We start from the raw sequence: 24,911 nt of genomic DNA, 5'->3' as shown, positions 1-24,911 counted from the left end.
CTGGCTTGCATGACCGCATATGCCGCCTTTTGCAAACGCTGGGAGGCGGATAAACCGAGATAGGACAGGAGTCAGAGGGGGTCACACTGGAGCGAATGGTATGCAAAAATCCTGTGATCATCGGGTTTCTGAACATCAGGCGCAGGGCGAGTTTTCCCGCCAACAGGGAGACAACCAAAGCCGAAACGGTCAGGTAAATTGGGTGCTCCTAACGCCGCTCGCGTTGATAAATTTACAGCCGTTGCCGAAGTGTTGGTAGGGCTTGGACAAGCATAGATCTGGTTCCGCTGCTGCATGCTTACTTGGCGGTGCATCGACCAATGCATGTACTGGTTGCTCTAAGTGGTCGAAGCGATCGTGCTCCTCTTTGAAGCGCACTTTCAAGTAGCTGAATGTTTCATCCAAACGATTACGTATCTCATGAAATGGACGTGACCGAAGCTTTCATCGAGCTTTGCGCAGCAACATGAAGAGCTTGCTCTAACTTTAGTACTGCAGCGCTCTGCGGGCGGTTCACCGCATGTTCAAGATAGTAATTTCCAGGGCCTGGGGTTTGCGGGATTAGGGGGCAGACTACCAGCCCCAGTGAGGCTGCTAGCGGCAAGCAAACTGGAACAGGCCCGATCGCGAGCCCCAACCCCTGACTGACCATCATGAAAGCCAAGGGAGTGGTGTCGACAGGTTCCAACTTCAGATTACGACTTCGGGCGGGCCCAAAGTTGTGACTCAGCAAACCCATCCAGCCCATCGAATGCGGAATCATCTCCAGAAGACGGTGTTTCAGCAACTCGTCTAGAGACGTCAGTTCGGGCAGGTCAACCTTACGGCACATGATCACGTAAGAAAGTCCCATGAGGCGGCCAGGGTGGCGTACCAGATCCGGATCTTCGCCGAAACGTATTGCCAGATCAGGTTCGGTACTTCGCTGCTGAGTACCCTCCATCCAGAGCTCCACTCGGATAGAAGGGTTGTCGCGCTCAAAATCCGCCAGCACTTGTGGCAGCCAGCTCATGGACATCAGATGACTGGCCTGAAGCGACACGCGCTGTATCCGTTGAGGTGCGAAAAGTGCGGCAGCCTTGCTCTCTATTGCACCAATGGAGAGCTGTACCGTCGGGAGGAAGTCGCTGCCCTCCGGCGTCAGCTGGATTCGATTCGCCAAGCGCTCGAACAGGGGACGGCCGAGACTGGCTTCTAGCGACTGGACTTGTTGACTGACGGCCGCGCCTGTCATGTGAAGCTCCTGGCCGGCTTTGGAGAAGCTCTGATGACGGGCCGCTGACTCGAAAACACGGAGCCAGTTCAGGGAAGGGATAAGTGATCTGCTCATGAGCTCAGCATAAGTAGGGCTTTTGCTGAGGTCAACTAGATAGTGTCTGTGCCACTTCTCAGCCCGTCGTTATAGTGAGCCCACAACGATGAATAGCCGCTTTTAAGTCTTTTGCTATCTGCCCTTCAATAATCCAAACAAGCCGGGAGATGGAGATGTTAAAAAAACGTGTGTTGCTTGCCATGGCGTTTATGCCGTTGTTCGCTGGTATTGCCAGCGCCCAGACCCTGCCGGGCGAAATCAAGGTGGCCACCGAGGGTGCTTATCCTCCGTGGAACTACACGAATGCCGATGGTTCGCTGACGGGTTACGAGATTGATCTAACGCATGCGCTGTGTGAGCGTATGAAGGTCAAATGCACCATCGTTAGCCAGGAATGGAACGGCATTATCCCAGGCCTGACCGTTGGGAAGTACGACGCGATCATTGCCTCTATGGGCGTCACCCCGGAGCGCAAGAAAGTCATCGCCTTTTCCAAGTCGTATGCCAAAGCGCCCAACGGTTTTCTGACGACTTCTGACAATGATCTGAAGAGTCTCTCTGACGCCGGGCATGCTTTTGATTTGACCGATTCGCCGGCGGATGCACAGGCCGCCATAGACGAATTGAAGTTGAAGTTTAAAGGTAAAGTTATCGGCGTACAGACCGGATCGACTGCATCGAACTTCGTTCGCGAGTACTTCAAAGGGCTGGATATTCGCGACTACCCAACCTTTGAGCAGCTCGCACTGGATCTGGCGAACGGCCGTCTGGATGTCGGCGTGGCGAACGTCACCACCTTCAAGCCTGTGATCGAAGCGAACAAAGGTGTGCTGGTTTCCACTGGGCCTACATTTGCTGGGGGCGTGCTGGGGCAGGGCACCACCAACATTGCGCTTCGTCAGGGCGACGACACTTTACGCCAGGCATTTGATGCCGCGATCACTTCGGTGAACAACGACGGCACAAACAAGGCGCTGACGGAAAAGTGGTTCGGCGTGGATATCTCGACGCGAGATTGATCGATGGGCGAAGGCCTCTTCCGGCAACCGGGAGAGGCTGTCCAGGCGTTGAACACAGCAGGCAACTCCGCAACTTTATTTCTGGCAGGTACGGGTATGTTCACCCCAGTGGGTGCCTTCGAGGCAACAATCACTATTTATTTGAATGACCGACCGATTCCGGCCCGTCCCGGTGAAACAGTCGCAGCGTGTCTATTGCGAGCCAATACACCTGCTTTTCGCACGACGCCTGTTACAGGTGCTACTCGATTGCCGTATTGCATGATCGGTCACTGTTTCGAGTGTCTAGTGGAAATCAACGGAATCGGCAACAAGCAGGCCTGCCTTCAAATCGTTAATGAGGGTATGAAAATCTGCACTCAGACGGGTGCCGCGACAGCCATTGGAGAGCTCCAATGACCGGTATGCCGACACTGCATTCCCTCCCGGGAGGCAGCAGCGAAATCAAGGTTGATGCCGATGTAATCGTTATCGGTGCAGGGCCGGCCGGTATGTCTGCGGCGATTGGGATCACCCGAGCAGGACTCAAGGTCATCGTGCTCGACATGCAGCCAACGCCAGGCGGACAGATTTTTCGTTCGCTTGAGTCCAATCTCCAAGCGCGCCCAGCAACAAACAAACTTCTGGACGCACTCGGGCCCACTTACCTCGCCGGCCAGGCATTGATCGAACAGTTTCGCTTAACTCCCGGCATCGACTACCGGCCGCAGACCACAGTCTGGGACTTGCGCGCTGATGCCACGGTGGGCTGGTTACAGGGTGATGCAGCCGGCTATCTACGGGCACACCAGGTGGTCGTTGCGAACGGCGCCATGGAACGACCGATTCCCTTTCCTGGGTGGACATTGCCCGGCGTCATGACCGCAGGCGCGGTACAAACGCTGCTAAAGGCGGGCCGACTGCAGCCTGGCGGGCGCGTGGTATTAGTGGGGACAGGCCCGTTGATTCTGCTCCTGGCTGACCAATTGCGTCGCCTGGGTGTTCGTCCGAGTCTGATTGGGCGTACTGACACGTTCAACGACAAGATTGCAGCCTTAGGATCACTGAAGATCTCCGCATTGGCCCCCCTTGCCAAAGGGCTGGGATGGCTCACCAAGCTGAAACTGGCCGGTATTTCTATGCGGACGGGCGTTTCGGATTTGCGGGCTTTTGGGCGCGACAAGGTCGAGTCCGTGAGCCTGTCGATTGCCGGCCGTAAAGTCGAACTCGGTTGTGATCTGCTTGTGGTGCATGACGGGATTGTGCCGGCGACCGACATTGTGCACTGCGCCGGTCTAGCAATGGATTGGCAGAGCGATGACTCGAGTTGGAAACCCAGAACAACCGAAGACGGCCGTGCAGAAATGGCGCCAGGCCCGGGTTTGACCGGCGGCCCGTGCAAGATTCGGGTATCCGGTGATGCGAGGCGAATTGGTGGTGCCGATGCTGCGATCGCCCATGGGCGGTACGTCGCTGCTTGCATCGCGGCTGACCTGCACAAGACCGCCATATCGGGCGGAATGATAACGGGTGGTGGTGACGTCGTCCGCACTCTCGCGGGCCGACCGTTTATAGACAAGGCTTTTCCTCGCGGCCTTGCAACGCAAGTGCTGGAGGACAACACGATTGTTTGCCGCTGCGAGGAGCTCACGGCAGGAGATATCCGAGCGGCCATCGGCAATGGCGTCACCGAGATGAATCACCTCAGGGGCATCCTGCGTTGTGGGATGGGGCCGTGTCAGGGGCGCAGTTGTGCGGTGACCGTGGCTCGCTTGCTGGCTGAATCACCTGGCACAGACGCGCCGGCACCGTTTCGCGCGCGGCCTCCGCTGCGTCCCTTGCCGCTCATTGCACTGGCGAACCTCGGTGGGCTGGATCCGGAGCTGTCACAGATCGTTTCGCTGGGAGATAAACCGGAAGCCGAAGCCATGGAGCAGCCCCATGAGTAAGTATGCAGATGATGTACTGATCATCGGTGCAGGTTTGCAGGGGTGTGCAATCGGCATGTTCCTCGCTCGATCCGGCTGGAAAGTAACCCTCGTCGACAAAGGTGTGCCGGGGCGACACGCTTCCGGTGTGAACGCAGGTGGATTGCGACTGCTTATGCGCGATGTGCGCGAGTATCCGTTGTCGCTGCGTGCGATGGAGATGTGGCGCAACCTGGACAGATTTGTTGACCCGTCCGCCGTGCAATCGTGTGAGGTTCGTCTGGGGACGTCGCAAATTGCGGTGGCCCTGGATGAGGCCGAAATGGCGTGGGTTCGTGCTCGTCATCAGGAGATGCAGCGCCGAGGCTACAACAGCGAGGAGTTCATTGATTCCCACGAGTTGCGGCGGTTGCTTCCAGCTCTTTCAGATTCTGCACTCGGAGGACTCATTTCCCGGCGAGATGGTCATGCCAATCCGGCTAATGCTGCATTGGCGTTCCGGCAGGCGGCCGAGGCTTCAGGTGCAGTCATTCATGAACGATGTGTACTAAACGGACTGGATCAAGACGCCAATGGGCGTTGGTCAGCCGACACGGGTGTCGGTGCGATTAAGGCCAATTGGGTCGTCAACTGCGCGGGAGCCTGGGGTTCGCAAGTGGCGGCGCAGTTGGGTGATGAATTGCCGATCAAGGTGCTGGCGTTAAGCATGATGGTGACCGCCAGGGTCAAGCCGTTTATCGAGCCGGTTGTGATCGGCATCGACAGACCGTTGTCGTTCAAGCAGAGCGCTGTGGGCTCTCTGGTGATTGGCGGTGGCATCTCCGGCAAGCCATGCCTGGAGGAGGGGACTTCGTTCACAATCATGGATCGGATGGCTTCCAGTGCTGCTGCGACGCTTGAGGCGTTTCCCGTTCTGGCCGGAGTGCCGGTACTGCGTACCTGGACGGGGCTCGAAGGGGCGACACCGGATGGCGTGCCTTATATCGGGCCGAGCGCAAAACATAAAGGTCTGTGGCATGTGTTCGGCTTCTGCGGCCATGGCTTCCAGTTAGCGCCTGCAGTGGGAGAAGCCGTAGCCCATTCATTGGTGAGCGGCTCAGTTAATCCATTGATCGAGCCATTCAATACAACAAGATTCTCCTCTATCAATTCAGCCCAACTACAAGGTTAAAAACAATGACGCTGGGTATCTATGATCTGGTCGGCTTTGGCCCCCAGGGATGGGGCATGCCGTTGATAAATGCCGCCGGCATTACCATTGCCGCTGCAATCAGTGGTTTTCTACTTGGAAGTGTTCTCGGAGTAGGCGGAGCTGCATTGAAGTTGTCTCGCCAACCCATGTTGCGGGCCGCAGGCATGTTCTACACCACGGTGTTCCGTGGGATTCCCGAGATTCTAATCATCTATCTGTTTTACTTTGGTGGAAGTGTCGCGTTCACCAAAATCATGAACCTGAGCGGGCTTCCAGGGTTCTTCTCGCTCCCGGCATTCTTTATCGGTGTACTGGCGATTGGCATTGTTTCCGGGGCGTATCAGACCGAAGCCTACCGCGCGGGATTTCTGCGGCTGGATCGCGGACAAATTGAAGCCGGGCTGTCGTGCGGTATGTCCGACGTTCTTTTGCTCCGACGGATCATTGCGCCACAGACGCTGCGTTTCTCCTTGCCCGCCTTGGGCAACATCTGGCAATCGGTATTGAAGGAAACCGCATTGCTGTCTGTCATTGGTCTGACTGAACTGCTTCGTCAATCCATCACGGCAGCCGGATCGACACGAGAGCCGTTGTTGTTCTACGGCGTGGCAGCGGCGGTGTTTTTCATTATCGGTCGTTTAACTGGATCTCTGTTGAGCCGCACGGAAAAGCGCCTTGCCAGACCGTGGAGTCGTTGACGATGGATTGGGACTTTCTGACTGATGTCTTCCAGCAACTGCTGGGGGGCGTACCGCTCACTCTCCAACTTTCGCTGATGGCGCTCGTTGCGGGTTTTATGCTGGCTATCGTGATTGCGTCCGCAGCCAGCAGCCGTTATCGGTTGTTTCGCTGGATAGGCAACGCGCATGTTGAGATTTTTCGCGGAACACCGCTTCTCGTGCAGATATTCCTCATTTACTACGGTCTGGGTCAGATACCGGGGTTACGTCAGTCGGTTCTATGGCCGTTCTTGCGCGAGCCTTACTGGTGCGCAATCCTTGCACTTGCCTTGAATACGTCAGCGTACACAGCGGAAATCATTCGAGGTGCGCTCCAGGCCGTTCCGGCCAATGAGATCGAAGCCGGTCGAGCCTGCGGGATGTCGGGGCTGTTGCTACGCCGGAGGGTGACGTGGCCCATCGCGATTCGTCAGGGACTGCCAGTGTATGGCAGTGAAGTCATCCTCATGCTCAAGGCGACGTCGCTGACCAGCATCATCACGCTGATAGAGATGACAGGGATCGCCCACAAACTGATCTCTTCCACCTACCGGGTCATGGAAATTTTTGCGGTCACCGGGGCTCTGTATCTGACTTTGACGTTCCTCATCAGTCTGGCGTTTTCACTTATCGAACGACGGCTACAGCGGCATCTCGCCCATCGTCGTAACTAATTCTGCCAATTACCGCCAAGGAGAATGTCATGTCTGTTATCGCCGCTGAGTTGTCCACCCAGGCATCTGCGATTGCTACGCTGGGTCTACGTAAAAGCTATGGTGAAATCGAGGTATTGAAAGGCATCGATTTCACTGCACGAGAGGGCGAGGTCGTCTCGATCCTCGGTGCTTCGGGATCAGGAAAGTCCACCTTCCTCCGTTGCCTCAACTTGTTGGAACTTCCGTCTGCCGGTTCGCTGGATATCTTTGGCGAGCGAGTCAAACTCCGGCTGGGTACGTCCGACCCTCGCATTGCCGACCGCAAGCAGGTGGATCGCTTGCGAACCGAGGTGGCCATGGTTTTCCAGAACTTCTGTCTGTGGAGCCACATGACCGTTCTGGAGAACCTGATGGAAGCGCCTGTACACGTTCAAGGGCGCAATCAGGCGGAAGTCCGCGAAGAGGCACTGTCGGTGCTTGAGCGAGTTGGGTTGACTCATCGCGTCAACGCCTATCCAGCGCAACTGTCGGGTGGTCAACAACAGCGTGCGGCCATTGCCCGCGCCCTGGTGATGAAGCCTCGCGTATTGCTGTTCGACGAGCCGACTTCCGCCCTCGATCCCGAACTGGTGGGTGAGGTACTCAAGGTCATGCGCGATCTCGCTGCCGAAGGCCGAACGATGCTCATTGTGACCCACGAAATGGCCTTCGCCCGTGATGTGTCCAACCGAATCCTTTTCCTTGAGGAGGGCCGGATCGGTGCTCAGGGAGACCCGCAAAAGCTGTTTGCGGGTGGCGTCAGCGACAGGTTTGATCAGTTTGTCCGCCGGTTCAACGAGAGCGCTGTCCGTTAGCAGCCAGACATCCCGCTGGCTGGTGCTCACCTACAAATGGCCGGCACGGCTTCATGTATTCGTGAGGTAATGATGAACACCATCACTCGTATTGAAAACAATCCAAAACTGAGTCGAGCCGTAGTTCATAACGGGGTGGCTTGGTTCAGTGGCATCGTCGCCACCGACTGGAGTGAAGATATTGCTGGGCAAACCCAACAAGTATTGGCTCGTCTCGATGAGTTGTTGAAGGGGGTAGGGAGCAATCGTTCCAGGATACTGAATGCCCAGATATGGATGAAAGACATGGTGGCGGACTTTGATCGCATGAACGAGGTGTGGAGTCAGTGGTTCACCCCCGGTGAAACACCAGCTCGGGCTACATCACAAGTGACATTTGATGAGGCAGACATTCGTCTAGAGATTATCGTCGTAGCAGCCGTGCCGGATTGAGCTGGAGCGCTTGAATTGAGGTTGACCGCTTGGTGTGCGTGGCACCAAACGGTCATTGCTTCCTTTCACGATTCACGAGCCTATTATTCGGCTCGGAGCGGCATCCATTCTGTGAAACATATCCTCACCATCCGTTCAGACGAGACCAATGGCTGATCACTCCATTTTCCTCTAAAGCCTCGTAGGCTTGGTATTGAGCACCCGTGGCGCAGGCATGGTTGGGCAGAATACGCAGTCGGGTTCCGATAGGAAACCGCTGCTCGAAGCCTACCTTTTGGCCTTCCTCAAAAGACGCCACACCGTGCTCCTGGTTGGCTGAACGCAACTGAAGCCCGTCGATCAGCTTGCCCTCTGCATCGCATACCAGGCCATAGCCGAAATCGCATTGTTGGGACTGTGTGCCCCGGTCACGACTCATCGCCATCCAGCCGGAATCGATGATGATCCAGCCCTTCTCTGGCTGATGGCCGATCACGGTGGTGAGGACGCTCAAGGCGAGTTCGTCCAGCTGGCATACGCCAACATTGTGCATGACCAGATCGAAGAAAACGTACACGCCGGCACGGAGCTCGGTGACGCCATCGAGGTGAACGGCGGACAATGCAGTAGGAGTCGAACCGACACTTACTTCTTGGCACGGCAAGCCCGCAGACCGAATGACCTCAGCAGCCTTCACACATTCTGAACGCTCCAGCTCAGCGATTTCCTGAAGCGCCTCAAGGGTGTTCAGCTTGTAGCTTTCGCCGGCGTGTGTCATCACACCTTTGAGCACAGCGCCACCTTCGTGAAGGATTCTGGCGATCTCGATCAGCACAGGATCGTCACTACGAACACCGGAGCGGTGATGGTCACTGTCGATCTCGATGAAAACCTCAAACTGCTCGCCATGGGCGCGGCAAAAGTCGGTGATTGCTCTCGCGCCTGTAATGCTGTCAGTGACAATCGTCAGGGAACAACCAGCGCGGCGTAGTTCCAGCGCTTGATTGAGCTTGGTGGGGGCCATTGCTACGGCGTAGAGAATGTCGGTGATGCCTTGGGCAAAAAAGGCCTGAGCTTCCTTGAGTGTGGAAACCGTTATGCCTTGGGCTCCAGCCTTCACCTGGGCTGCTACCACCTGCTCGCATTTGGTAGTTTTCACATGCGGCCGTAGCCTTACGCCAAGACTATTTGCCTGGCTCTGCATGCGTTGGATGTTTTGCTGCATGCGGCTTACATCCACCACGGCTACGGGGGTATCGAGGGAATCAATGGAGGAAGTCATTAGCTAGGTCTCGCGGATGTCTGTGTGTTTGCAACTCTACGCAGTACGGTATATTTTTGGTTAACGTTCACTTAAACAAATGTTAAGAATTACTTAATGATTACGTTCTCCGATCTCGAACTGGTTACGGCAATTTCTGTTTCCGGCTCATTGAGCGAGGCCGCTCGCAAGCTAAGAGTCACCACTGCAGCCCTCTCGATGAGACTGCGAAAGCTCGAAGCGGAGTTGGGCATGAAGCTCGCCAGCCGAGACTCCAGGCGCTTGGCGTTGACCGAGGATGGAGAACGCATGGCCGAGGAAGGCAGACGGTTGCTGCAGGCGTTGGAGGAGCTGTCGGACTCAATGGTGGCAGACGACGAGCGCCTTCAAGGTGTGATCCGCCTATCTGCACCGTTTGGCTTTGGGCGGTTGCGTTTAGCCCCCTTGCTGGCAAGGTTTGCAAAGCTCCACCCTAAACTAAGAATCGAGCTCGACCTGCGAGAAACCCCTTGGCCAGATCGGAGCAATTGCGATGCGGTAATCCACATTGGCTCCATCAGCGACAGCTCATGGACTGCTCAAGTGTTGGCATCCAATGAACGATGGTTGTGTGCCAGTCCGTCCTATCTGAAAGAGAATGGAGCCCCGATAGCTCCTGAAGACCTAGCGGCTCACCGGTGTATTTGTATTCGTGAGAATGACGAACACGCGACGTACTGGCACCTGCGCAGGGACAACGAGAGCAGATCTGTCCGAATCTTTCCAAGCATGGTCAGCAATGATGGCGGAGTGGCGCGCAGATGGGCAGAACAGGATCTAGGTTTAGTTCTGCGTTCGCAATGGGACGTGGTTGATTCGATTGCCCAGGGAACCTTGATCCGAGTGATGGCGGAATGGGAATTCGAGATCGCTCCGATTCTTTTGCTGATACCGACCAGAAAAAACAGATCCCGTAAAATACAGGCTCTTACTTCTTTCTTGAGTGAATCATTCAAAACGAAAGGCACTGAAAAAAGCCGTTCATAGGCTGTTATCGTCCTCTCATTGAAACCTTCTACTTTTGCTGGATATCTTCACTATGAAGAAAACGACCCCCGAGCAACAAGCGCTGATCAGTCAGCTGGAGCAAATTGCAGAAGGCTTAAGCCAAACCTTCAGTCCGTTCTGTGAGGTTGTATTACACGATCTACGAGATCCAGAGCACGCAATTTTGGCCCTTCACAACAATCTTTCAGGAAGGGAAGTAGGGCAACCTGCCACTGAGCTCGGACTTGCTAGGATCGCAGATCCTGCTTACCCACAAATCATTGCCAACTACCCAAACCAATTCAAAGATGGGCGTCAAGCCAAAAGCACGTCCATTGGCATCAAGGACTCCACCGGACGGTATGTAGCAGCGCTCTGCATGAACGTTGACCTCACCTTGTTCAGAGGTTTGCAGGGTATGCTTGATCAGTTCGGTTCATTCAGCAGCGACCGCCCACATGAGTCGCTTGAGTCAAGCGGCGCGGACACGATACGGGCGAGGATAGATCACTTTGCAGCGCGCCTAGCCACCACCCCCCGTGCCCTGAAGGCCGCTGACCGGAGAGTCCTGCTTCAAGAGCTGAAGGAGTCTGGTTTGCTTGAAATCCGAAAGGCCATGGAGACGGTGGCTTCTCACTTGGGTGTATCTCGCGCAACGGTTTATAGCGACACGAGGTGAACAACACCTCGTTACGCTTTCGATCAAACGGGGCAGCCTTTGGCCCTTAGCAACGCGTTGAAGCGATCTGGATCAAGGGCATCTTCCTCAATCCCTTTTAGGATCGCGGCCTCACGTTCTAGGAGTTGTTGGCAACGTTCGTAAATTGTCGCGAGCTGCTCCTGTCCTATCGCCACAACACCATCGGAATCCCCAACCACCAAGTCACCTGGATTTACCACCAAGCCGGCGCACGACACTGGAACATTGATCTCGCCGGTACCATCCGTGCTTGGGCCCCGGTGAACACAACCAAGCGCAAAAATTGGCATCTTGCCGTCCAGCCAATCGTCTCGGTCACGAAGTACACCGTTCACAACGATGCCAGCGATCCCTGCTTTGAGGGCCATCGCACGCATGATTCCACCAATGATGGCTCTGGTCTGGTCTCCACTTCCGTCCACCACCAGAATATCGCCAGGGCGCGCCATCTGAATGGCTTTGAGTGTCATCAAGTTATCGCCGGGGCGAACTCGCACGGTAATCGCTGTTCCGCACATATGGCCACGGCCGTGAAACGGGCGAAGACCTAACCCGCCTACGTTGCGGCCCAAACAGTCACTGATGATAGCGCTGGGAACTTGGCTGAATGCAGTGAGCCACTCTTCGCCTACAGCGACTGGTGATGAGTTGATTTGAAAGCCCGTAGGCCAAGCTTCATTCGACGCGACATTGAGCATCATCGATCTCCTCTGAAATGCCAGAAATGGACGTACCTTCAGCGCTCTAATCAGCGTTGGTCTCAATACCTGCGACAGCCTCGATCTCAACCAGATAGCCATGGTGCAGCTCTGGTACCGGTACTACGGCGCGAACAGGGCGATGACTGCCCAACATTTCGGAATAAATCCGGTCAAAGGCTGGCCAGTGCTTCACGCCTGCGACGTAAACAGTAACTTTGACTAGGTCGGAGGGAGTGCAACCTGCGGCATGCAGAATGGCCAGAAGGTTGTTCAGTGCAACTTGTGCCTGTTCGGTGAACGACGCCTCAATGTTGTGAGTGCCATCCGGACTAACGGGAAGCTGACCAGAAATGTACAGCGAGCCTTGGTGAATAACCGCTTGCGAGTAGTGACCGGCAGGTTGGGAAGCCGCATCGGTGCTAACAATTTTCATAAGTGACCTTGTATAGGGTGGAGCCGACGCAGCAGACGCTGCCCACAGCGTCAGCTCTTGGACGTATCAATGAGCGTTTGTGAAGGCTGCTTGAACTTTGCCAGGCTCGGTGACGCCGCTGGCGATAAGCAGTTGGGCGAGAATCCGCGACTTCTGTGGGTTTAGATCCATCGAAGCCACAAAGCCGCTTTTGGTGTCATCCACTTCGATGTTGCGGTTGACATAACCTTTGCTCACGCGAGTCGAGCGGACAACCACAATTCCTTGCGCGGCTGCTTTTTCGAGGGCGGCGAGTGCCTGCTTCGAGGTGTTGCCATCGCCCTTGCCAGCCAAAATGATGCCCTTGGCTTTGTCTTCAATGGCATGCTCAATTTGCTTGGCATCCATATTGGCGTGGCTGTAGATGATATCGACTCGTGGCAGAGCTGGGTCTTGCGGCAGTGCCAATGGCGCAATGCGACCCGCATCAAGCGGCTGGACATAGCGCACATGTCCCATGTCCACGTAGCCCAGAGAGCCCAGGTTAGGAGACTGCATCGTTTGAACGCTGGTGCTGTTAGTTTTGGTAACACCACGCGCTCCATCGATCTGTTCGTTCATCACAACCAAGACGCCGCGACCTTTCGATTGTTTGTCCGTCGCTACCTGAACCGCTTCATAGATATTGGCAGGGCCATCAGCGCTCAAACCGGTGGCCGGCCGCATCGAGCCGACCAAAACGACCGGCTTGTCGGTCTTCAGCACCAGATCCAGGAAGAAGGCTGTCTCCTCCATAGTGTCCGTGCCATGGGTGATCACCACGGCATCCGCTTCGTTCTTGTCGAAGGCTTGTTGAATGCGATTGGCGAGCTTGAACCAGACTTCATCGCTCATGTCTTGCGAGCCGATTGAGGCGATCTGTTCGGCGGAGATGGAGGCCAAATCCCCAAGCCCCGAAACAGCGGCCACCAATTGCTGAGGGCCGATGGCGCCGGCGTTATAGCTACCGGTGCCACGATTATCGGCGGAGCCTGCGATAGTTCCACCCGTTGCAAGTAACAGGACACGTGGCAGTGCCACTTGTTGATTTGTCGAACTCATGGTCTTTTCCTGGGCGAGCGCAGACGGAACACCAACGGTTAAGCCTGCCAAGATCGAGAGCATAAATCCCGCCAAAAATTTACGGCTGAAGTTATGGCTGCTGTTGAAATTCAAGGCGCTGATAGTCATTTTTCGCTTCTCTTATTGTTTTGATTAAACGGCTTGAGGACTTTTCTCAGCATCAACTGCTGTTTCAATTTCCTCAGTTTCATTACCGTGTCGTCCGATGACAGCTGTCGCGACGCCGCAACCAAAAACGTTGGTGGCGGTGCGTCCCATATCCAGGATTGGGTCAACGGCGAGGATGAGAAGCAGGCCTGCTTCTGGAAGGCCGATCATTGGCAGACCCGCAGCCAGGACGACCAGTGAGCCCCGCGCTACACCTGCTGTGCCTTTGCTGATAACCAGCAGCGTCAGCAGCACCATGATCTGGTGGGAGAAGGTCATTTCAATGTTGTAGGCCTGGGCGATGAACATCACGATGAAGGCTTGGTACATCATCGAGCCGTCCAGGTTGAATGAGTAACCCAACGGCAGGACAAAGCTGCTCACGCGCTTGTTGGCACCGAATTTGTCCATGGCAGCAATGGTTTTCGGGTAAGCAGCCTCACTGCTCGCGGTAGAGAAAGCGATCAGCAATGGCTCACGCATGTGCTTAAACAGGTCTTTGATGCGGGAGCCGAGTGCCAGATAACCCGCGAGCGTAATCAACGACCAAAGTAGTGTTAGGCCCAGGAAATACTGCCCAACCATCTTGCCAAAGGTCACAACCATTTCCAGACCATGCACGGTGATGGTTGCGGCGATGGCTGCAAAAACAGCCAATGGAGCCACATACATCACGTAGTCGGTGACTTTGAACATGACATTGGCCAGCTCTTCAAGCATATCCACGATGATGGACTTGCCTTTGCCCTTGACGAACGCCAATGCGGAGCCGAAGAACAGGGAGAACACGACGATCTGCAGCACTTCATTCGTACCCATTGCCTCAATAATGCTTCGAGGGAATACATGGGTGAGGAAGATCGGCAGGCTAAAGCCGGAAGTGTTCAAACCCGTGTTCACGGCTTCACCGCTCACGGTCAGGTTCAGACCGACACCTGGCTGGAACATATTGGCGAAGAGCAAACCGATAGACAGAGATACCAGGGAGGCAATCAGGAACCAGGTGATGGCCTTAAAGCCGACACGGCCCATCGAACCGTTCCCTGACATGCTGGCAACGCCGGTTACCAGAGTGGCAAGCACCAAGGGTGCGATAACCATTTTGATCAGGCGTAAAAACACGTCAGTGACCAGATTCAGGTATCCGGAAATTTCTTTTGCGGCCGCAGCATCCAGCTGGCTGTGGAGCGTGCCTCCCAGGACTACGCCGAAAATCATTGCGATAACTATCGCTTTAACGAGAAGGCGGCTTTTCATGTGCACCTCTTTTTATAGTGGCCTAATTTATGGCCATATTGTCTGGGCTAAATGTATGTTCATTAAATTTCGGCAAGACGGTGCCGTCAGGCGCTGTTGAACGCCTGATTTTTTCAACAGATAAAGCTAACTATCCTTAGGACTGGAGAAGCTTCCCAAGCTTGTCGATATCAATATTACCGCCTGTAATAATGACGCCGATCCGTTTGCCCTGGAACTCATCCTTTAACTTTCTTACTGCGGCAAGACCCAGACATCCGGTGGGTTCGACCACAATCTTCATGCGCTGAATAAAGAACTTCATTGCAGAAATCAGCTCTTCGTCAGTGACAGTTACAATCCGGTTCACACCATTCAAAATAATTGGGAAGGTGTAATTGCCCAGATGCTGTGTTTGAGCACCATCAGCGATGGTGTTAGGGGTGTCGATGTGAACAATCTCACCTGAATTGAAAGATTGTTGTCCGTCGTTACCTGCTTCAGGCTCAACGCCGATCAGAGTGCATTCTGGTGCCAATGCGCGCGTCGACAAGGTGGTTCCCGACAACATGCCGCCGCCGCCCAGGCCTACAAACAAGGCGTCCAGTTGACCGACACTTTCGAACAATTCTTTGGACGCCGTACCCTGGCCGGACAGAACGTCTGGATGATCGTAGGACGGGATCAGCGTCATGCCATGCTTGGCGGCCAGCGCCCGACCGATAGCCTCGCGGTCTTCGGTATAGCGGTCGTAGAACACAACCTCGGCGCCATAGCCTTTGGTAGCCGCGACCTTGGCTGCAGGAGCATCAGTTGGCATAACAATGGTGGCCGGAATCTTCAACAGCTTGGCCGCCAAAGCGATGCCTTGTGCGTGGTTCCCCGAAGAGAACGCTACAACACCGCCTCGACGTTGCTCTTCGCTGAATTTAGCGAGCGAGTTGTATGCCCCTCGGAACTTGAAGGAACCCGTACGTTGGTAGTTTTCGCATTTGAAAAATACCTTTGCACCGACTTCCTCATCAATCGTACGGGAGGTCAGAACAGGTGTGACGTTGGCTGCTCCCTCAAGTCGCGTAGCCGCGTCGACTACGTCTTGATAAGTTGGCAGAGTGATTTGCATAGCAAAATGTCCTCAAAGATTTACCACGGCCAAGAAATATCGTGGCCAATACCTTCGATATTGGCTTGCTTGAACAGAAGCTGAGCAACTGTCAGGTCTTGAAGTGCCAACCCCGTCATGTCGAAGAGGGTGATGTCATTGGCACTACGGATGAATTCGACTTGCCCTGTCAGCAGGTCGCCGATTTCCGTTACTGGTGAAGCCGGCGCCCATTGCGTTTCGCCAAGTTGGCGAGCTTGAGCTTTGTCGTCGACAAAGACTTTGGCCTTGGGCAAAAGCCCTTCCGGCGCCTCCCTTTTGCCCTTGGTGTCTGCACCCACGCAGTTGAAGTGCGTACCGGGTTGCACAGCGTCCAAGTCAAAAAGTACCTGTCCTCCAGGCGTCGCTGTGATGACTACATCACTTACGGATACGGCATCGTTTGCCGATGTGCTGTGGCGCACGGAGACACGTTCTGAAAACTGCGATTCAAATTGGGCACTCGGTACGCCATCTGCCGTCAGATAGGTGGCATGCTTGATGCCGGACATCACGCGAAGTGCGTAATCCACTTGAATACGGGCCTGTACGCCGGTGCCGAAAACGCAGAGTTGCGAGCTGTCCCGACGAGCAAACATCTCCAGACCCAAGGCCCCGGCAGCACCTGTACGGAGTGTCGTAATGGCATTGCCATTAATGACACACAGTGGCCGTCCGGTCGCAGGATCAATCAGTAGGATGGTCGCTTGATGAGGCTCACCTTGCTGGGCACGGTTGGCGGGCCAGAAACCGGCTGCTTTGAATCCGAGCACGCCCTCGTTGGCGATACCACCGGATTTGATTCCAAAGATGCCACCCGTACTCAGCGCTTCGCGAACAACCGGGAAGACTTGGCCATCTCCTGCGCTGTGCAGGTAGAAGGCTTCGCGAACGGCGAAGAGGATCTGCTCGGGTAGCACTAGGGCATTGACACAGTCCCTATCCAGCAGTTTTAGCGTTTCAATCTTGAACATTATGCACGCCTGGTACGACAATTCGTTCAGACATATTATCCAGAACTAGACAAATTGTAAAGTAAAGGCGCAGCCGCCTGTCATGAGAGGGCGACCAATCAGCTGAAAATTAGACAGGTTGGAAAGATGTCCCGTGGCGCTGGTAGCCAAGTCGAGCTTGCACCGTATTCCCCGGGTTCATCACCTTTCCAAATCGAGTCTTGGTGCTACGCTGCCATCATCATCCGAGGCTGTTCGTGGTCTGAAACCGCTCAGCCAATACTTCGAAGGAATGAGATATGGGCTGGAAAGGAACGTTGCGTTCGATGCAGGCAGCTTCGCGCAAAGCTGATCGTAACGCCCAGCGTAGGCAACGTGAGCTTCATGTACGCCAGAAAGAGTACGCCAAGATGGAGGCGCTGGAGCAAGCGGCCTACGAAGTCGAAGTCTATGAAAACCAAATTGATGTCCTGCTCTCCGTGCATAAAGAATGTGGGGAGGAAATAGATTGGCAATCATTCGTTGATAGGGCTGAACCCGTAAAGCCCGCATTCGCAGATACGAGTGAAGCGCATGCTAAAGCTCAAGAGCAAACCTATAAGCCTGGTTTCTTCGCAAGGTTGCTCAAGCTCGAAGCGCGCCAACGTAAAAACTTGGCTGCCGCCATTGAGACGGGGCGACTGCACGATGCTAAACAGCATGAGGCCGCTGTCGCGAAGTGGCGAGTCGAGCATGATTCTTGGCAGCAGGAACTCACGATTGCGCAAGGAGTTCTGAGCGGTTCAGGCAAGGCAAAGCTTGAAGCGATCAAGCTCGTCGATCCATTCACGGACATTTCTCATCTCGGCACATCGATCAAGTTCTCAATAGGGGAGACGGGCCTCGTGGAGGCTAGCCTTGGCGTGCATGGTGTTCGCGTAATTCCAGCTGAGATCAAGTCCTTGCTGCAGAGCGGAAAGCTTTCAACGAAGAAGATGCCGGCCGGAAAGTACAATGAGCTTTTGCAGGACTATGTGTGCAGTTGTGTTTTGAGGGTAGGGCGCGAGCTTTTGTCGATGCTCCCTGATGATCTTGTGATCGTGACGGCCGTCGACGATGTGCTGAACTCAGCTACGGGGCATATAGAAGAGTTACCTATATTGAGCGTAGCGCTCTCTAGGCACACCCTGGAAGCATTGAATATGGATTCGATCGATCCATCCGATTCCATGAAAAACTTCGTGCACAACACATCCTTTAAAAAGACGTCCGGTTTCCAACCTGTTAATGCGTTGGATGCTCGACAGTTCGTCACTAACGCCTAACAGATAGACGGTATTGGTGAACCGCTTTTGCATGGGCAAATACCGCGGACTCGCCTCTGGATCCCGTTATAAGATAGTGGCCATTTCTGGCGTCTACTTGCCGCGTTGAGCCCACTTACCTCGCTCCGCGTTCATGTGCGCCACCATCAGCAGGATAGGGGAAGCACATGGACGAGGCCGCAAAAATTACGGTTGAGCCTGAAGTAGAGCCAGTCAAAGTTGTAAGCATTCACAGTACCGTCGTCGCAAAGCTAAATCTCGCAGACTATCAAAACGCAGTTCCAGTCATTAGGGAGCTGAGAGTCGTCAATGAAACGTCCACCAAGTACAACGACTTGGTATTGACCCTGACCGCCTATCCCGAAGTTTTCAAACCCAAGACCTGGCGCATTGATGCGCTGATGCCGGATGCATTCATGCCCATCCCCGGGCATGACCTTGCATTGGACGGTGCATTGCTTGGGCGCCTCACTGAAGCGGAAAACGCCACTCTCACGTACACGCTAACCGCCGCGGATACCGCTGCTGAAGATGGTCGAGCCGAAATTGCTCGCCTAGATTTGGCACTGGAGTTGCTGCCTCGCAATCACTGGGGTGGCCTTTCCCATCTCCCTGACATGACCGCAGCGTTTGTTCAGCCGAATGATCTCGCGGTGGAGCGACTACTCAAGCAGGCGGCTGAGGTATTACGACAAAGCGAAAAGAGCTCTGCCTTAGATGGATACACCGGTGGAGCGAAAAGAGCCTGGGAGCTGACTTCAGCCATCTGGGCTGCAGTGGCACGTATGAAGCTGGATTACGCACTACCACCGGCGAGCTTTGAGCAAACCGGCCAGAAGGTGCGTAGCCCAAGCCACGTTACTGAACATGGCCTGGCGACGTGTTTCGATCTTGCATTGTTCTTTTGCGCCGCAATTGAGCAGGCAGGTCTTAACCCAGTCCTGGTGTTCACCAAGGGACATGCTTTTGCCGGCTTCTGGCTTAAAGCTGAAGAGTTTTCCACGACTGTCATCGACGACATCACGGCCGTGCGCAAACGTATAAAACTCAAAGAATTGATGTTGTTCGAGACGACCTTTGCGACCCAGCACCCGGTACCGTCCTTCACTTATGCCACTGACCGTGGCGAGCAACTGATTGCTGAAGGGCAGGATGAAGATTTCCACCTGCTGCTGGATGTGCGCAGAGCACGTTTGCAACGTATTAAACCTCTGGCCAGTGCCGACGCGCAGCTTTCTAAGTTACCGACGGACGATGATCTTGCCAGTGGGACGGAGCTATTGGTCGGTATTGCGCCGGCGCTTCCTGATGAGGCGGTTACGGTCGAGGTGGATGAGCGTCTGCTCGACCCAAAAGATCGCCTCGGACGGTGGCAACGCAAGCTACTGGACTTATCGCTTCGCAATAATTTGCTCAACTTCAAGGCCGGGAAAAAGTCGCTGAAGCTGGAGTCACCCGATCCTGCGGCGTTGGAAGATATCCTGGCCAGCGGTAAGAAGCTGAAATTGCTGACACGTCCCGATCTGATGGATGGGGCCGATCCACGTGACCAGGCGCTGTACGAATTACGTGAGCGAGAAGATGTTCGTCGTCTCCACGCCCTGGATGCCTTGAAACGGTATGAGGTGTTTGTCGGCCTCTCCAGCACTGAAATGGAAGCACGGCTGATCGAGCTCTATCGTGGGGCACGTACTGCCTTGCAGGAAGGGGGCTCGAACACCCTTTACCTTGCCCTGGGTTTTCTCAGCTGGGAGCGAGCGGATAAAGGTGGGCAGAAGTACCGGGCTCCGCTTGTATTGATCCCTGTGACGCTTGAGCGCAAAAGCGCGCGCTCTGGTTTTTCGATGGTGCTGCACGACGACGAACCTAGGTTCAACCCGACACTCATCGAGATGCTTCGCCAAGATTTCGAATTGAATCTTGGGTCGCTTGAGACCGAGCTTCCTCGGGACGACTCGGGCCTGGATATTGATGCGATCTGGAAAGCGGTAGGCCGCGCAGTCAAGGACATCGCAGGCTGGGAAGTCGTGGGAGACGTCGTCCTGTCCATGTTCTCCTTTGCAAAATACTTGATGTGGAAAGACCTCGCTGAGAATGCCGAAGCGCTTCGCGAAAGTCCGGTCGTTCGGCACCTGTTGGATACTCCGCGAGATGCCTTCCCATCCGACATTACGTTCCCAGAAGATCGACGTCTGGACATCGACTTCAACCCACGAGAAGTGTTCTGCCCTTTGCCATCGGACTCCTCGCAGCTATCCGCTGTGATGGCGGCTTCGAAAGGAAAAGACTTCGTCCTGATTGGCCCGCCCGGAACCGGGAAAAGCCAGACCATTGCCAACCTTATTGCGCAATCGGTGGCTCAGGGCAGACGCGTGCTTTTCGTCTCTGAAAAAATCGCAGCGCTGGATGTCGTTTACCGGCGTTTACGCGAAGTTGGCTTGGGTGAGTTCTGCCTGGAAGTCCATTCAAGCAAAGCACGCAAAACTGACGTCCTAGCTCAGCTGCAGTCAGCATGGGATGCGAAGGGGGTTGTGGATTCGGCGACATGGCATGCCGAAGCTGATCGTCTTCAGGTGTTACGCGAAGGCTTGAACACTTACGTAGAGCGACTGCATCAGCGTTATACGAATGGGTACAGCATCTACCATGCGATTGGCGTTGTTTGCGGCGGCGCAGCCATCACACCAATGACCATGTCGTGGTCATCACCACATGCTCATACGCGGGAGGATATGGCTGCACTGCGGGAGTTGTCTGATCGTCTGGAAGTGAATGCACAGGCCATTGGATATGGTGCGCTATCGAGTCATTCACTGAGCCTGGTTGGTCAGGGAGAGTGGTCGCCTTCATGGCAGCAACAACTGATTCAAGCTGCGCGAGAAGTACTGCCTGCCGCGCAAGCTGCAATCCGGGCCGCGGAGAAATTCAGTGCTGCTACGAGTTTACCCGTCGCGAGTCTAGTGCCTTCAGTTTGCAACGGACTTTCGCTCCTCTCGTCGACATTGCCGTTAGCGGCGGGTCATGATTGGCGGTTCGTACTGCGCCCAGACGGTCGCATGATTGCGCAGCGACTGACTGAAAGCAGCACGCTTGTAGAGAAGCATCGTGCACTCTGCCAACAACTCTCTCCGGTGTGGGCCATCTCGACGGTTAATGCTGCTGAAAAAGGCCTCAGTCTTTTGGCTAGGCGTAGGGCTTTGATGTCGCAGCTCAGTCCCGCATGGCCAGTGCAGACGTTTGAGACATTGAGCCAAGCAATAGAAATGCTTGAGCGTATCGCTGAGGTCACGCAGGAGCTCTCTGTGACCTACACCGATATCATCGAAACACTTGATGTGCGTGAGTTACTCGGGGATTGGCAAAGCGCAGAGCAGTCGTTCTGGCCCAAGTCCCTGTTGGGGACACGCAAAGTCACAAAGACTCTCTCAACAGCCGTCTCTGGTGATGCGGAGCCTGATGTGGCCAACGACCTGCACGCCTGGATTCAGATCCGTGACCTGCGCGATAAACTCGACACGTTGGAGGTGGGGGATTACTGCGCCCAAATCTGGAACGGTGCACTATCGATTGCGCAGCATCTTAAGGCGGCTATTCAGCTACGTCAGGCAATGTTGTGTTTGGCGTCGGACGAGCCTTGGACAGATACCGGGTTTGATTTGGTCGCTGAAGGGCATTGCGGTGAGCAGCTGAAATCAGACCTTTCCCATATGCGTTCCATCGTCTTGCTTGACCAGGAGCTTGCACCTCTTCACCTGGGCGACCTCACAGAAGGATTGTGGGCTGGGCTTAACACCGCCTCTGAACCGTTGTTCGCTGCTATCGCTTTTCAAACCGAGCGTCGCCCAGTGATCGAGCACGGTGGAATTGAGGGTGATCATGGCTCAGTGGCCGCAGGCCAGTGTGGCAAGACCATGCAGACAGAATTGGCGGTGCTCCATCAGCGACATCTCGTTGAAAAAGCGCTGTCAGAATTTGATGATTTGAGTGCTGTTACCTCGGGGCTATGGGCGGGTCTCAAAACCAAAGTAGACAAGGTCTCGGACGCGGTCGCGTTCCAAGGTAATCTAGCGTTCGCACTAGCGCAGCTCGGCACAACGCCTGAGCTTGTATCTGCTTATCGCAGTGCAATACAGGTACTGCTCGGCGACGCCAATGCACTGCTTGAACCAGAGGGTGTTGTTTGCCAATCGGGTTCTGAATTGCGTCAGTGCTTTGAGTCGCTCCGTCAACGAGTGGATTTTCTGGCGACAGCAGGGCGCTTCTCAGAATCAGGGCAAGCGGACATCCAGCAACTGACACTTGATGCGCTACTGCATCATTGCGAGGCCATCGTTCGATCTGAAACAGGTGTTCGTGCCTGGTGCGCATGGCGCAAGGTGCGCGAGGAGGCGATCGGTGCTGGTCTCTCCAGTCTGGTTCAGGCGATGGAGGAGAATCTCGTAAACCCTGGCGAAGTCCGCCTTTCTTTTGAAACCAATTACGCGCGGTGGTGGCTGAACGCAGTCGTCGACAACGAACCAGTCATTCGTGGTTTTGTCAGTGTTGAACATGAGCAGCGAATTCGAGATTTCAGAGCCCTGGATGATCGCTTCACCGCATTGACCCGCGACTGGCTACGGGCGCGCTTGTGCGCTGACTTACCAAATCCGGAGACGGTTACTCGCTCTTCGGAGTGGGGTGTGCTCCGGTATGAAATGGGTAAGAAGACGCGTCACCTGCCGCTTCGGGAATTGATGTCGAAAATTCCTGACGCGTTGACGAAATTGACGCCTTGCATGCTGATGAGTCCGCTGTCCATTGCTCAATACCTCACGCCTGGTGCAAGTGCCTTTGACCTTGTCATCTTCGATGAAGCTTCGCAAATTCCCGTCTGGGATGCTGTCGGAGCCATGGCACGCGGTAAGCAAGTCGTAATGGTCGGCGACCCCAAACAGCTGCCTCCGACATCCTTCTTTGATCGGGCAGAATCAACGGCGGATGATGAAGACGTTGAGGCTGATCTTGAGAGCATTCTTGATGAATGTATCAGTGCGAATCTTCCGACTCGTCACCTTAATTGGCACTACCGCAGTCGCCATGAAAGCTTGATTGCCTTCTCAAACCAACGCTATTACGAGTCTAAGCTCGTGACGTTCCCATCACCTGTGACGAATGATCGTGCCGTCAAACTGCACGAGATCGCAGGCGTTTATTCCAAGGGCGGGTCGAGGACTAACCTGATCGAAGCGCGTGCAGTCGTCACTGATGTGGTTGCTCGCCTGCGCTCGCCGGGCTTCCGGGAAAGTAAGTTGACCATAGGTGTGGTGACATTCAACGGTGAGCAACAGAAGCTCATTGAGGATTTGTTGGACGAAGCCCGTCGTAACGAGCCTTCGCTTGAAGCTTATTTTGCGGACACCGAGCTTGAGCCTCTGTTCGTGAAGAACCTCGAGAGCGTTCAGGGAGATGAGCGAGACATCATCTACTTCTCGACCACCTATGGCCGTGATGCAACAGGCGCCTTAGCAATGAATTTCGGCCCAATTAACCGCCCTGGTGGCGAGCGTCGATTAAACGTTGCAATTACGCGTGCCCGGCACGAGCTATGTGTTTTCGCTAGCTTGCAACCTGAGCAAATAGATTTAACTCGAACCCAAGCGATCGGCGTACGTGACCTGAAGCACTTCCTCGAGTTTGCCCAGCGAGGGCCTCGCGCGTTGGCTGAAGCAGTCACCGGCAGCATTGGCGGCTTCGATAGCCCTTTCGAGGAAGCCGTTGCCCGTGCACTCACCAGCCGTGGATGGCAAGTGCATACTCAAGTCGGCGTTTCAGCATTCAGAATTGATTTGGGAGTTGTCGACCCTGATGCGCCAGGTCGTTATCTTGCCGGTGTAGAGTGTGATGGGGCGACCTACCATCGCAGCGCCACCGCACGAGATAGAGACAAACTGCGTGAGCACGTATTACGTGGCCTTGGATGGGAGATTCTTCGCATCTGGTCTACGGATTGGTGGATCAACGCCGTTGGCACCGCTGATCTCATCCATGAACGCCTGACCGCTTTGCTTGCTTTAAGTCGTGCTCAACGGGCTGAGCAAGAAGCGCGTGAAGAGGCTGCCCGTTTGTTAGCAGATGCTGCTATGGTCGAAGTGATAGAGGTGATCGAGGGGGTCACAAGTTCAGTTACTGAATCGATGATTGTCGAGAGTGCCAGTGACGAAAGTGCAGCTCCAATGAAACAGCACTACGCGGCAGCTGCTTCGCTACCTCAAACTGTGAGTGCTACCCCATCGCAGTACTCCCCAACTGAAGTCGTTTACTACCGAGAATGTGATCCCGCCTCCAGCATTCAGGAAGTGGATCCGGATGCGTTTTTTGAACCCAGCTATTCAGGTGTATTAAGCGCACTCATTGCTCACGTGATCAATGAGGAAGGGCCTATTCTCGATGTGATTCTTGCTCGGCGAATCGCGAGAGCCCATGGCTGGGTGCGCACCGGATCCAAGATCCGAGAAAGGGTGTCATCGATGGCGAAGAGTACTCACCGTACGACGATAGATGACGTGGGGGAGTTCTACTGGCCAAGCCATATTGGTGACTCTTCTGCCATTGTCTGTCGGCGTCCAAGAGATGAGGCGAGTATCCGTCCGGTTGATGAAGTTTGTGGTGATGAATTGGCCGCACTCGCCCGGGAGCTTCTTGCAAAAGGCAAAGAAGGGGAGGTTCTACTCCATGCCATGGCTAGGGAGTTGGGGCTACAGAAACTAACCGCATCTAGCCGATTGAGACTCGAAAAAGTGAGCCAGCAGATTTTAGCTAGCTAATAAACTGCAGCACCCCGGTGTCGCAAAGTAGCTGA

20 protein-coding genes are annotated in these 24,911 nt (G+C 54.8%); 12 read left to right on the top strand and 8 right to left on the bottom strand.

Annotated features, from left to right (window positions below; genetic code table 11):
- Positions 1-418: 418 nt before the first annotated feature.
- Positions 419-1,330 (bottom strand): LysR family transcriptional regulator, encoded by a 912-nt coding sequence (locus KGA81_RS07810; protein WP_223545293.1) that lies wholly within the window; start codon positions 1,328-1,330, stop codon positions 419-421.
- Positions 1,331-1,485: 155 nt separating this feature from the next.
- Here KGA81_RS07810 and KGA81_RS07805 point away from each other — a divergent pair, with 155 nt between their 5' ends.
- The 8 genes from KGA81_RS07805 to KGA81_RS07770 all read left to right on the top strand — a co-directional run bounded on the left by KGA81_RS07805 (position 1,486) and on the right by KGA81_RS07770 (position 8,091).
- Positions 1,486-2,331: a transporter substrate-binding domain-containing protein gene (locus tag KGA81_RS07805; RefSeq protein ID WP_223545292.1), complete on the top strand. Its 846-nt coding sequence runs from the start codon at positions 1,486-1,488 to the stop codon at positions 2,329-2,331.
- A gap of 3 nt (positions 2,332-2,334) precedes the next feature.
- Positions 2,335-2,730 carry a (2Fe-2S)-binding protein gene (locus tag KGA81_RS07800; protein ID WP_223545290.1) on the top strand — a complete coding sequence of 132 codons (396 nt, stop codon included), beginning with the start codon at positions 2,335-2,337 and terminating at the stop codon, positions 2,728-2,730.
- Positions 2,727-4,259, top strand: coding sequence for an FAD/NAD(P)-binding oxidoreductase (locus KGA81_RS07795; RefSeq protein ID WP_223545288.1), 1,533 nt, complete (start codon positions 2,727-2,729; stop codon positions 4,257-4,259). Before KGA81_RS07800 ends, KGA81_RS07795 begins: the two co-directional genes overlap by 4 nt.
- Complete coding sequence (locus KGA81_RS07790; protein ID WP_223545287.1) at positions 4,252-5,409, top strand: NAD(P)/FAD-dependent oxidoreductase; 1,158 nt, start codon at positions 4,252-4,254, stop codon at positions 5,407-5,409. Before KGA81_RS07795 ends, KGA81_RS07790 begins: the two co-directional genes overlap by 8 nt.
- Positions 5,410-5,414: 5 nt before the next feature.
- Entirely contained in the window at positions 5,415-6,128 is a 714-nt protein-coding gene (locus tag KGA81_RS07785) for an ABC transporter permease (RefSeq protein WP_223545286.1), read from the top strand.
- A 2-nt stretch (positions 6,129-6,130) separates the two neighbouring features.
- Positions 6,131-6,823 carry an ABC transporter permease gene (locus tag KGA81_RS07780; protein ID WP_223545285.1) on the top strand — a complete coding sequence of 231 codons (693 nt, stop codon included), beginning with the start codon at positions 6,131-6,133 and terminating at the stop codon, positions 6,821-6,823.
- A gap of 29 nt (positions 6,824-6,852) precedes the next feature.
- Positions 6,853-7,659 (top strand): ABC transporter ATP-binding protein, encoded by an 807-nt coding sequence (locus KGA81_RS07775; protein WP_223545284.1) that lies wholly within the window; start codon positions 6,853-6,855, stop codon positions 7,657-7,659.
- 72 nt (positions 7,660-7,731) lie between these two features.
- Positions 7,732-8,091: a RidA family protein gene (locus tag KGA81_RS07770; protein ID WP_223545283.1), complete on the top strand. Its 360-nt coding sequence runs from the start codon at positions 7,732-7,734 to the stop codon at positions 8,089-8,091.
- A 124-nt stretch (positions 8,092-8,215) separates the two neighbouring features.
- Here KGA81_RS07770 and KGA81_RS07765 read toward each other — a convergent pair whose 3' ends face one another.
- Positions 8,216-9,352, bottom strand: a complete 1,137-nt coding sequence (locus KGA81_RS07765; protein ID WP_223545282.1) for a DSD1 family PLP-dependent enzyme — start codon at positions 9,350-9,352, stop codon at positions 8,216-8,218.
- 96 nt (positions 9,353-9,448) lie between these two features.
- On the opposite strand from KGA81_RS07765, the gene KGA81_RS07760 reads away from it, so the two are divergent.
- Both KGA81_RS07760 and KGA81_RS07755 read left to right on the top strand, forming a co-directional pair.
- Positions 9,449-10,357, top strand: a complete 909-nt coding sequence (locus KGA81_RS07760) for a LysR family transcriptional regulator (protein ID WP_223545280.1) — start codon at positions 9,449-9,451, stop codon at positions 10,355-10,357.
- A 52-nt stretch (positions 10,358-10,409) separates the two neighbouring features.
- Positions 10,410-11,036 carry a transcriptional regulator gene (locus tag KGA81_RS07755; protein ID WP_223545279.1) on the top strand — a complete coding sequence of 209 codons (627 nt, stop codon included), beginning with the start codon at positions 10,410-10,412 and terminating at the stop codon, positions 11,034-11,036.
- Between the two features lie 23 nt (positions 11,037-11,059).
- Here KGA81_RS07755 and KGA81_RS07750 read toward each other — a convergent pair whose 3' ends face one another.
- The 6 genes from KGA81_RS07750 to KGA81_RS07725 form a co-directional block, all read right to left on the bottom strand.
- Entirely contained in the window at positions 11,060-11,758 is a 699-nt protein-coding gene (locus KGA81_RS07750) for an RraA family protein (protein WP_223545278.1), read from the bottom strand.
- A gap of 43 nt (positions 11,759-11,801) precedes the next feature.
- Positions 11,802-12,191, bottom strand: coding sequence for a RidA family protein (locus tag KGA81_RS07745; protein WP_223545277.1), 390 nt, complete (start codon positions 12,189-12,191; stop codon positions 11,802-11,804).
- A gap of 66 nt (positions 12,192-12,257) precedes the next feature.
- The gene (locus KGA81_RS07740) at positions 12,258-13,400 is read right to left on the bottom strand and encodes an asparaginase (protein ID WP_223545276.1); all 1,143 of its coding nucleotides are present in this window, start codon (positions 13,398-13,400) and stop codon (positions 12,258-12,260) included.
- A 24-nt stretch (positions 13,401-13,424) separates the two neighbouring features.
- Positions 13,425-14,696 (bottom strand): dicarboxylate/amino acid:cation symporter, encoded by a 1,272-nt coding sequence (locus tag KGA81_RS07735; protein ID WP_223545275.1) that lies wholly within the window; start codon positions 14,694-14,696, stop codon positions 13,425-13,427.
- Between the two features lie 136 nt (positions 14,697-14,832).
- Positions 14,833-15,798: a threo-3-hydroxy-L-aspartate ammonia-lyase gene (locus KGA81_RS07730; protein WP_223545274.1), complete on the bottom strand. Its 966-nt coding sequence runs from the start codon at positions 15,796-15,798 to the stop codon at positions 14,833-14,835.
- Between the two features lie 20 nt (positions 15,799-15,818).
- Positions 15,819-16,790 (bottom strand): ornithine cyclodeaminase family protein, encoded by a 972-nt coding sequence (locus KGA81_RS07725; protein WP_223545273.1) that lies wholly within the window; start codon positions 16,788-16,790, stop codon positions 15,819-15,821.
- 278 nt (positions 16,791-17,068) lie between these two features.
- Between KGA81_RS07725 and KGA81_RS07720 the strand changes: the two genes are divergently transcribed.
- Both KGA81_RS07720 and KGA81_RS07715 read left to right on the top strand, forming a co-directional pair.
- Positions 17,069-18,073 carry a hypothetical protein gene (locus tag KGA81_RS07720; RefSeq protein WP_223545272.1) on the top strand — a complete coding sequence of 335 codons (1,005 nt, stop codon included), beginning with the start codon at positions 17,069-17,071 and terminating at the stop codon, positions 18,071-18,073.
- A gap of 167 nt (positions 18,074-18,240) precedes the next feature.
- Positions 18,241-24,876, top strand: a complete 6,636-nt coding sequence (locus tag KGA81_RS07715) for a DUF3320 domain-containing protein (protein WP_223545271.1) — start codon at positions 18,241-18,243, stop codon at positions 24,874-24,876.
- Positions 24,877-24,911: the final 35 nt, after the last annotated feature.

The organism is Pseudomonas sp. A-B-19 (assembly GCF_019947515.1).
In the GTDB taxonomy this organism is placed as follows: Bacteria; Pseudomonadota; Gammaproteobacteria; order Pseudomonadales; family Pseudomonadaceae; genus Aquipseudomonas.
Note: the sequence above shows the minus strand (reverse complement) of the source record. Positions and strands in the feature narration are given on the sequence as shown.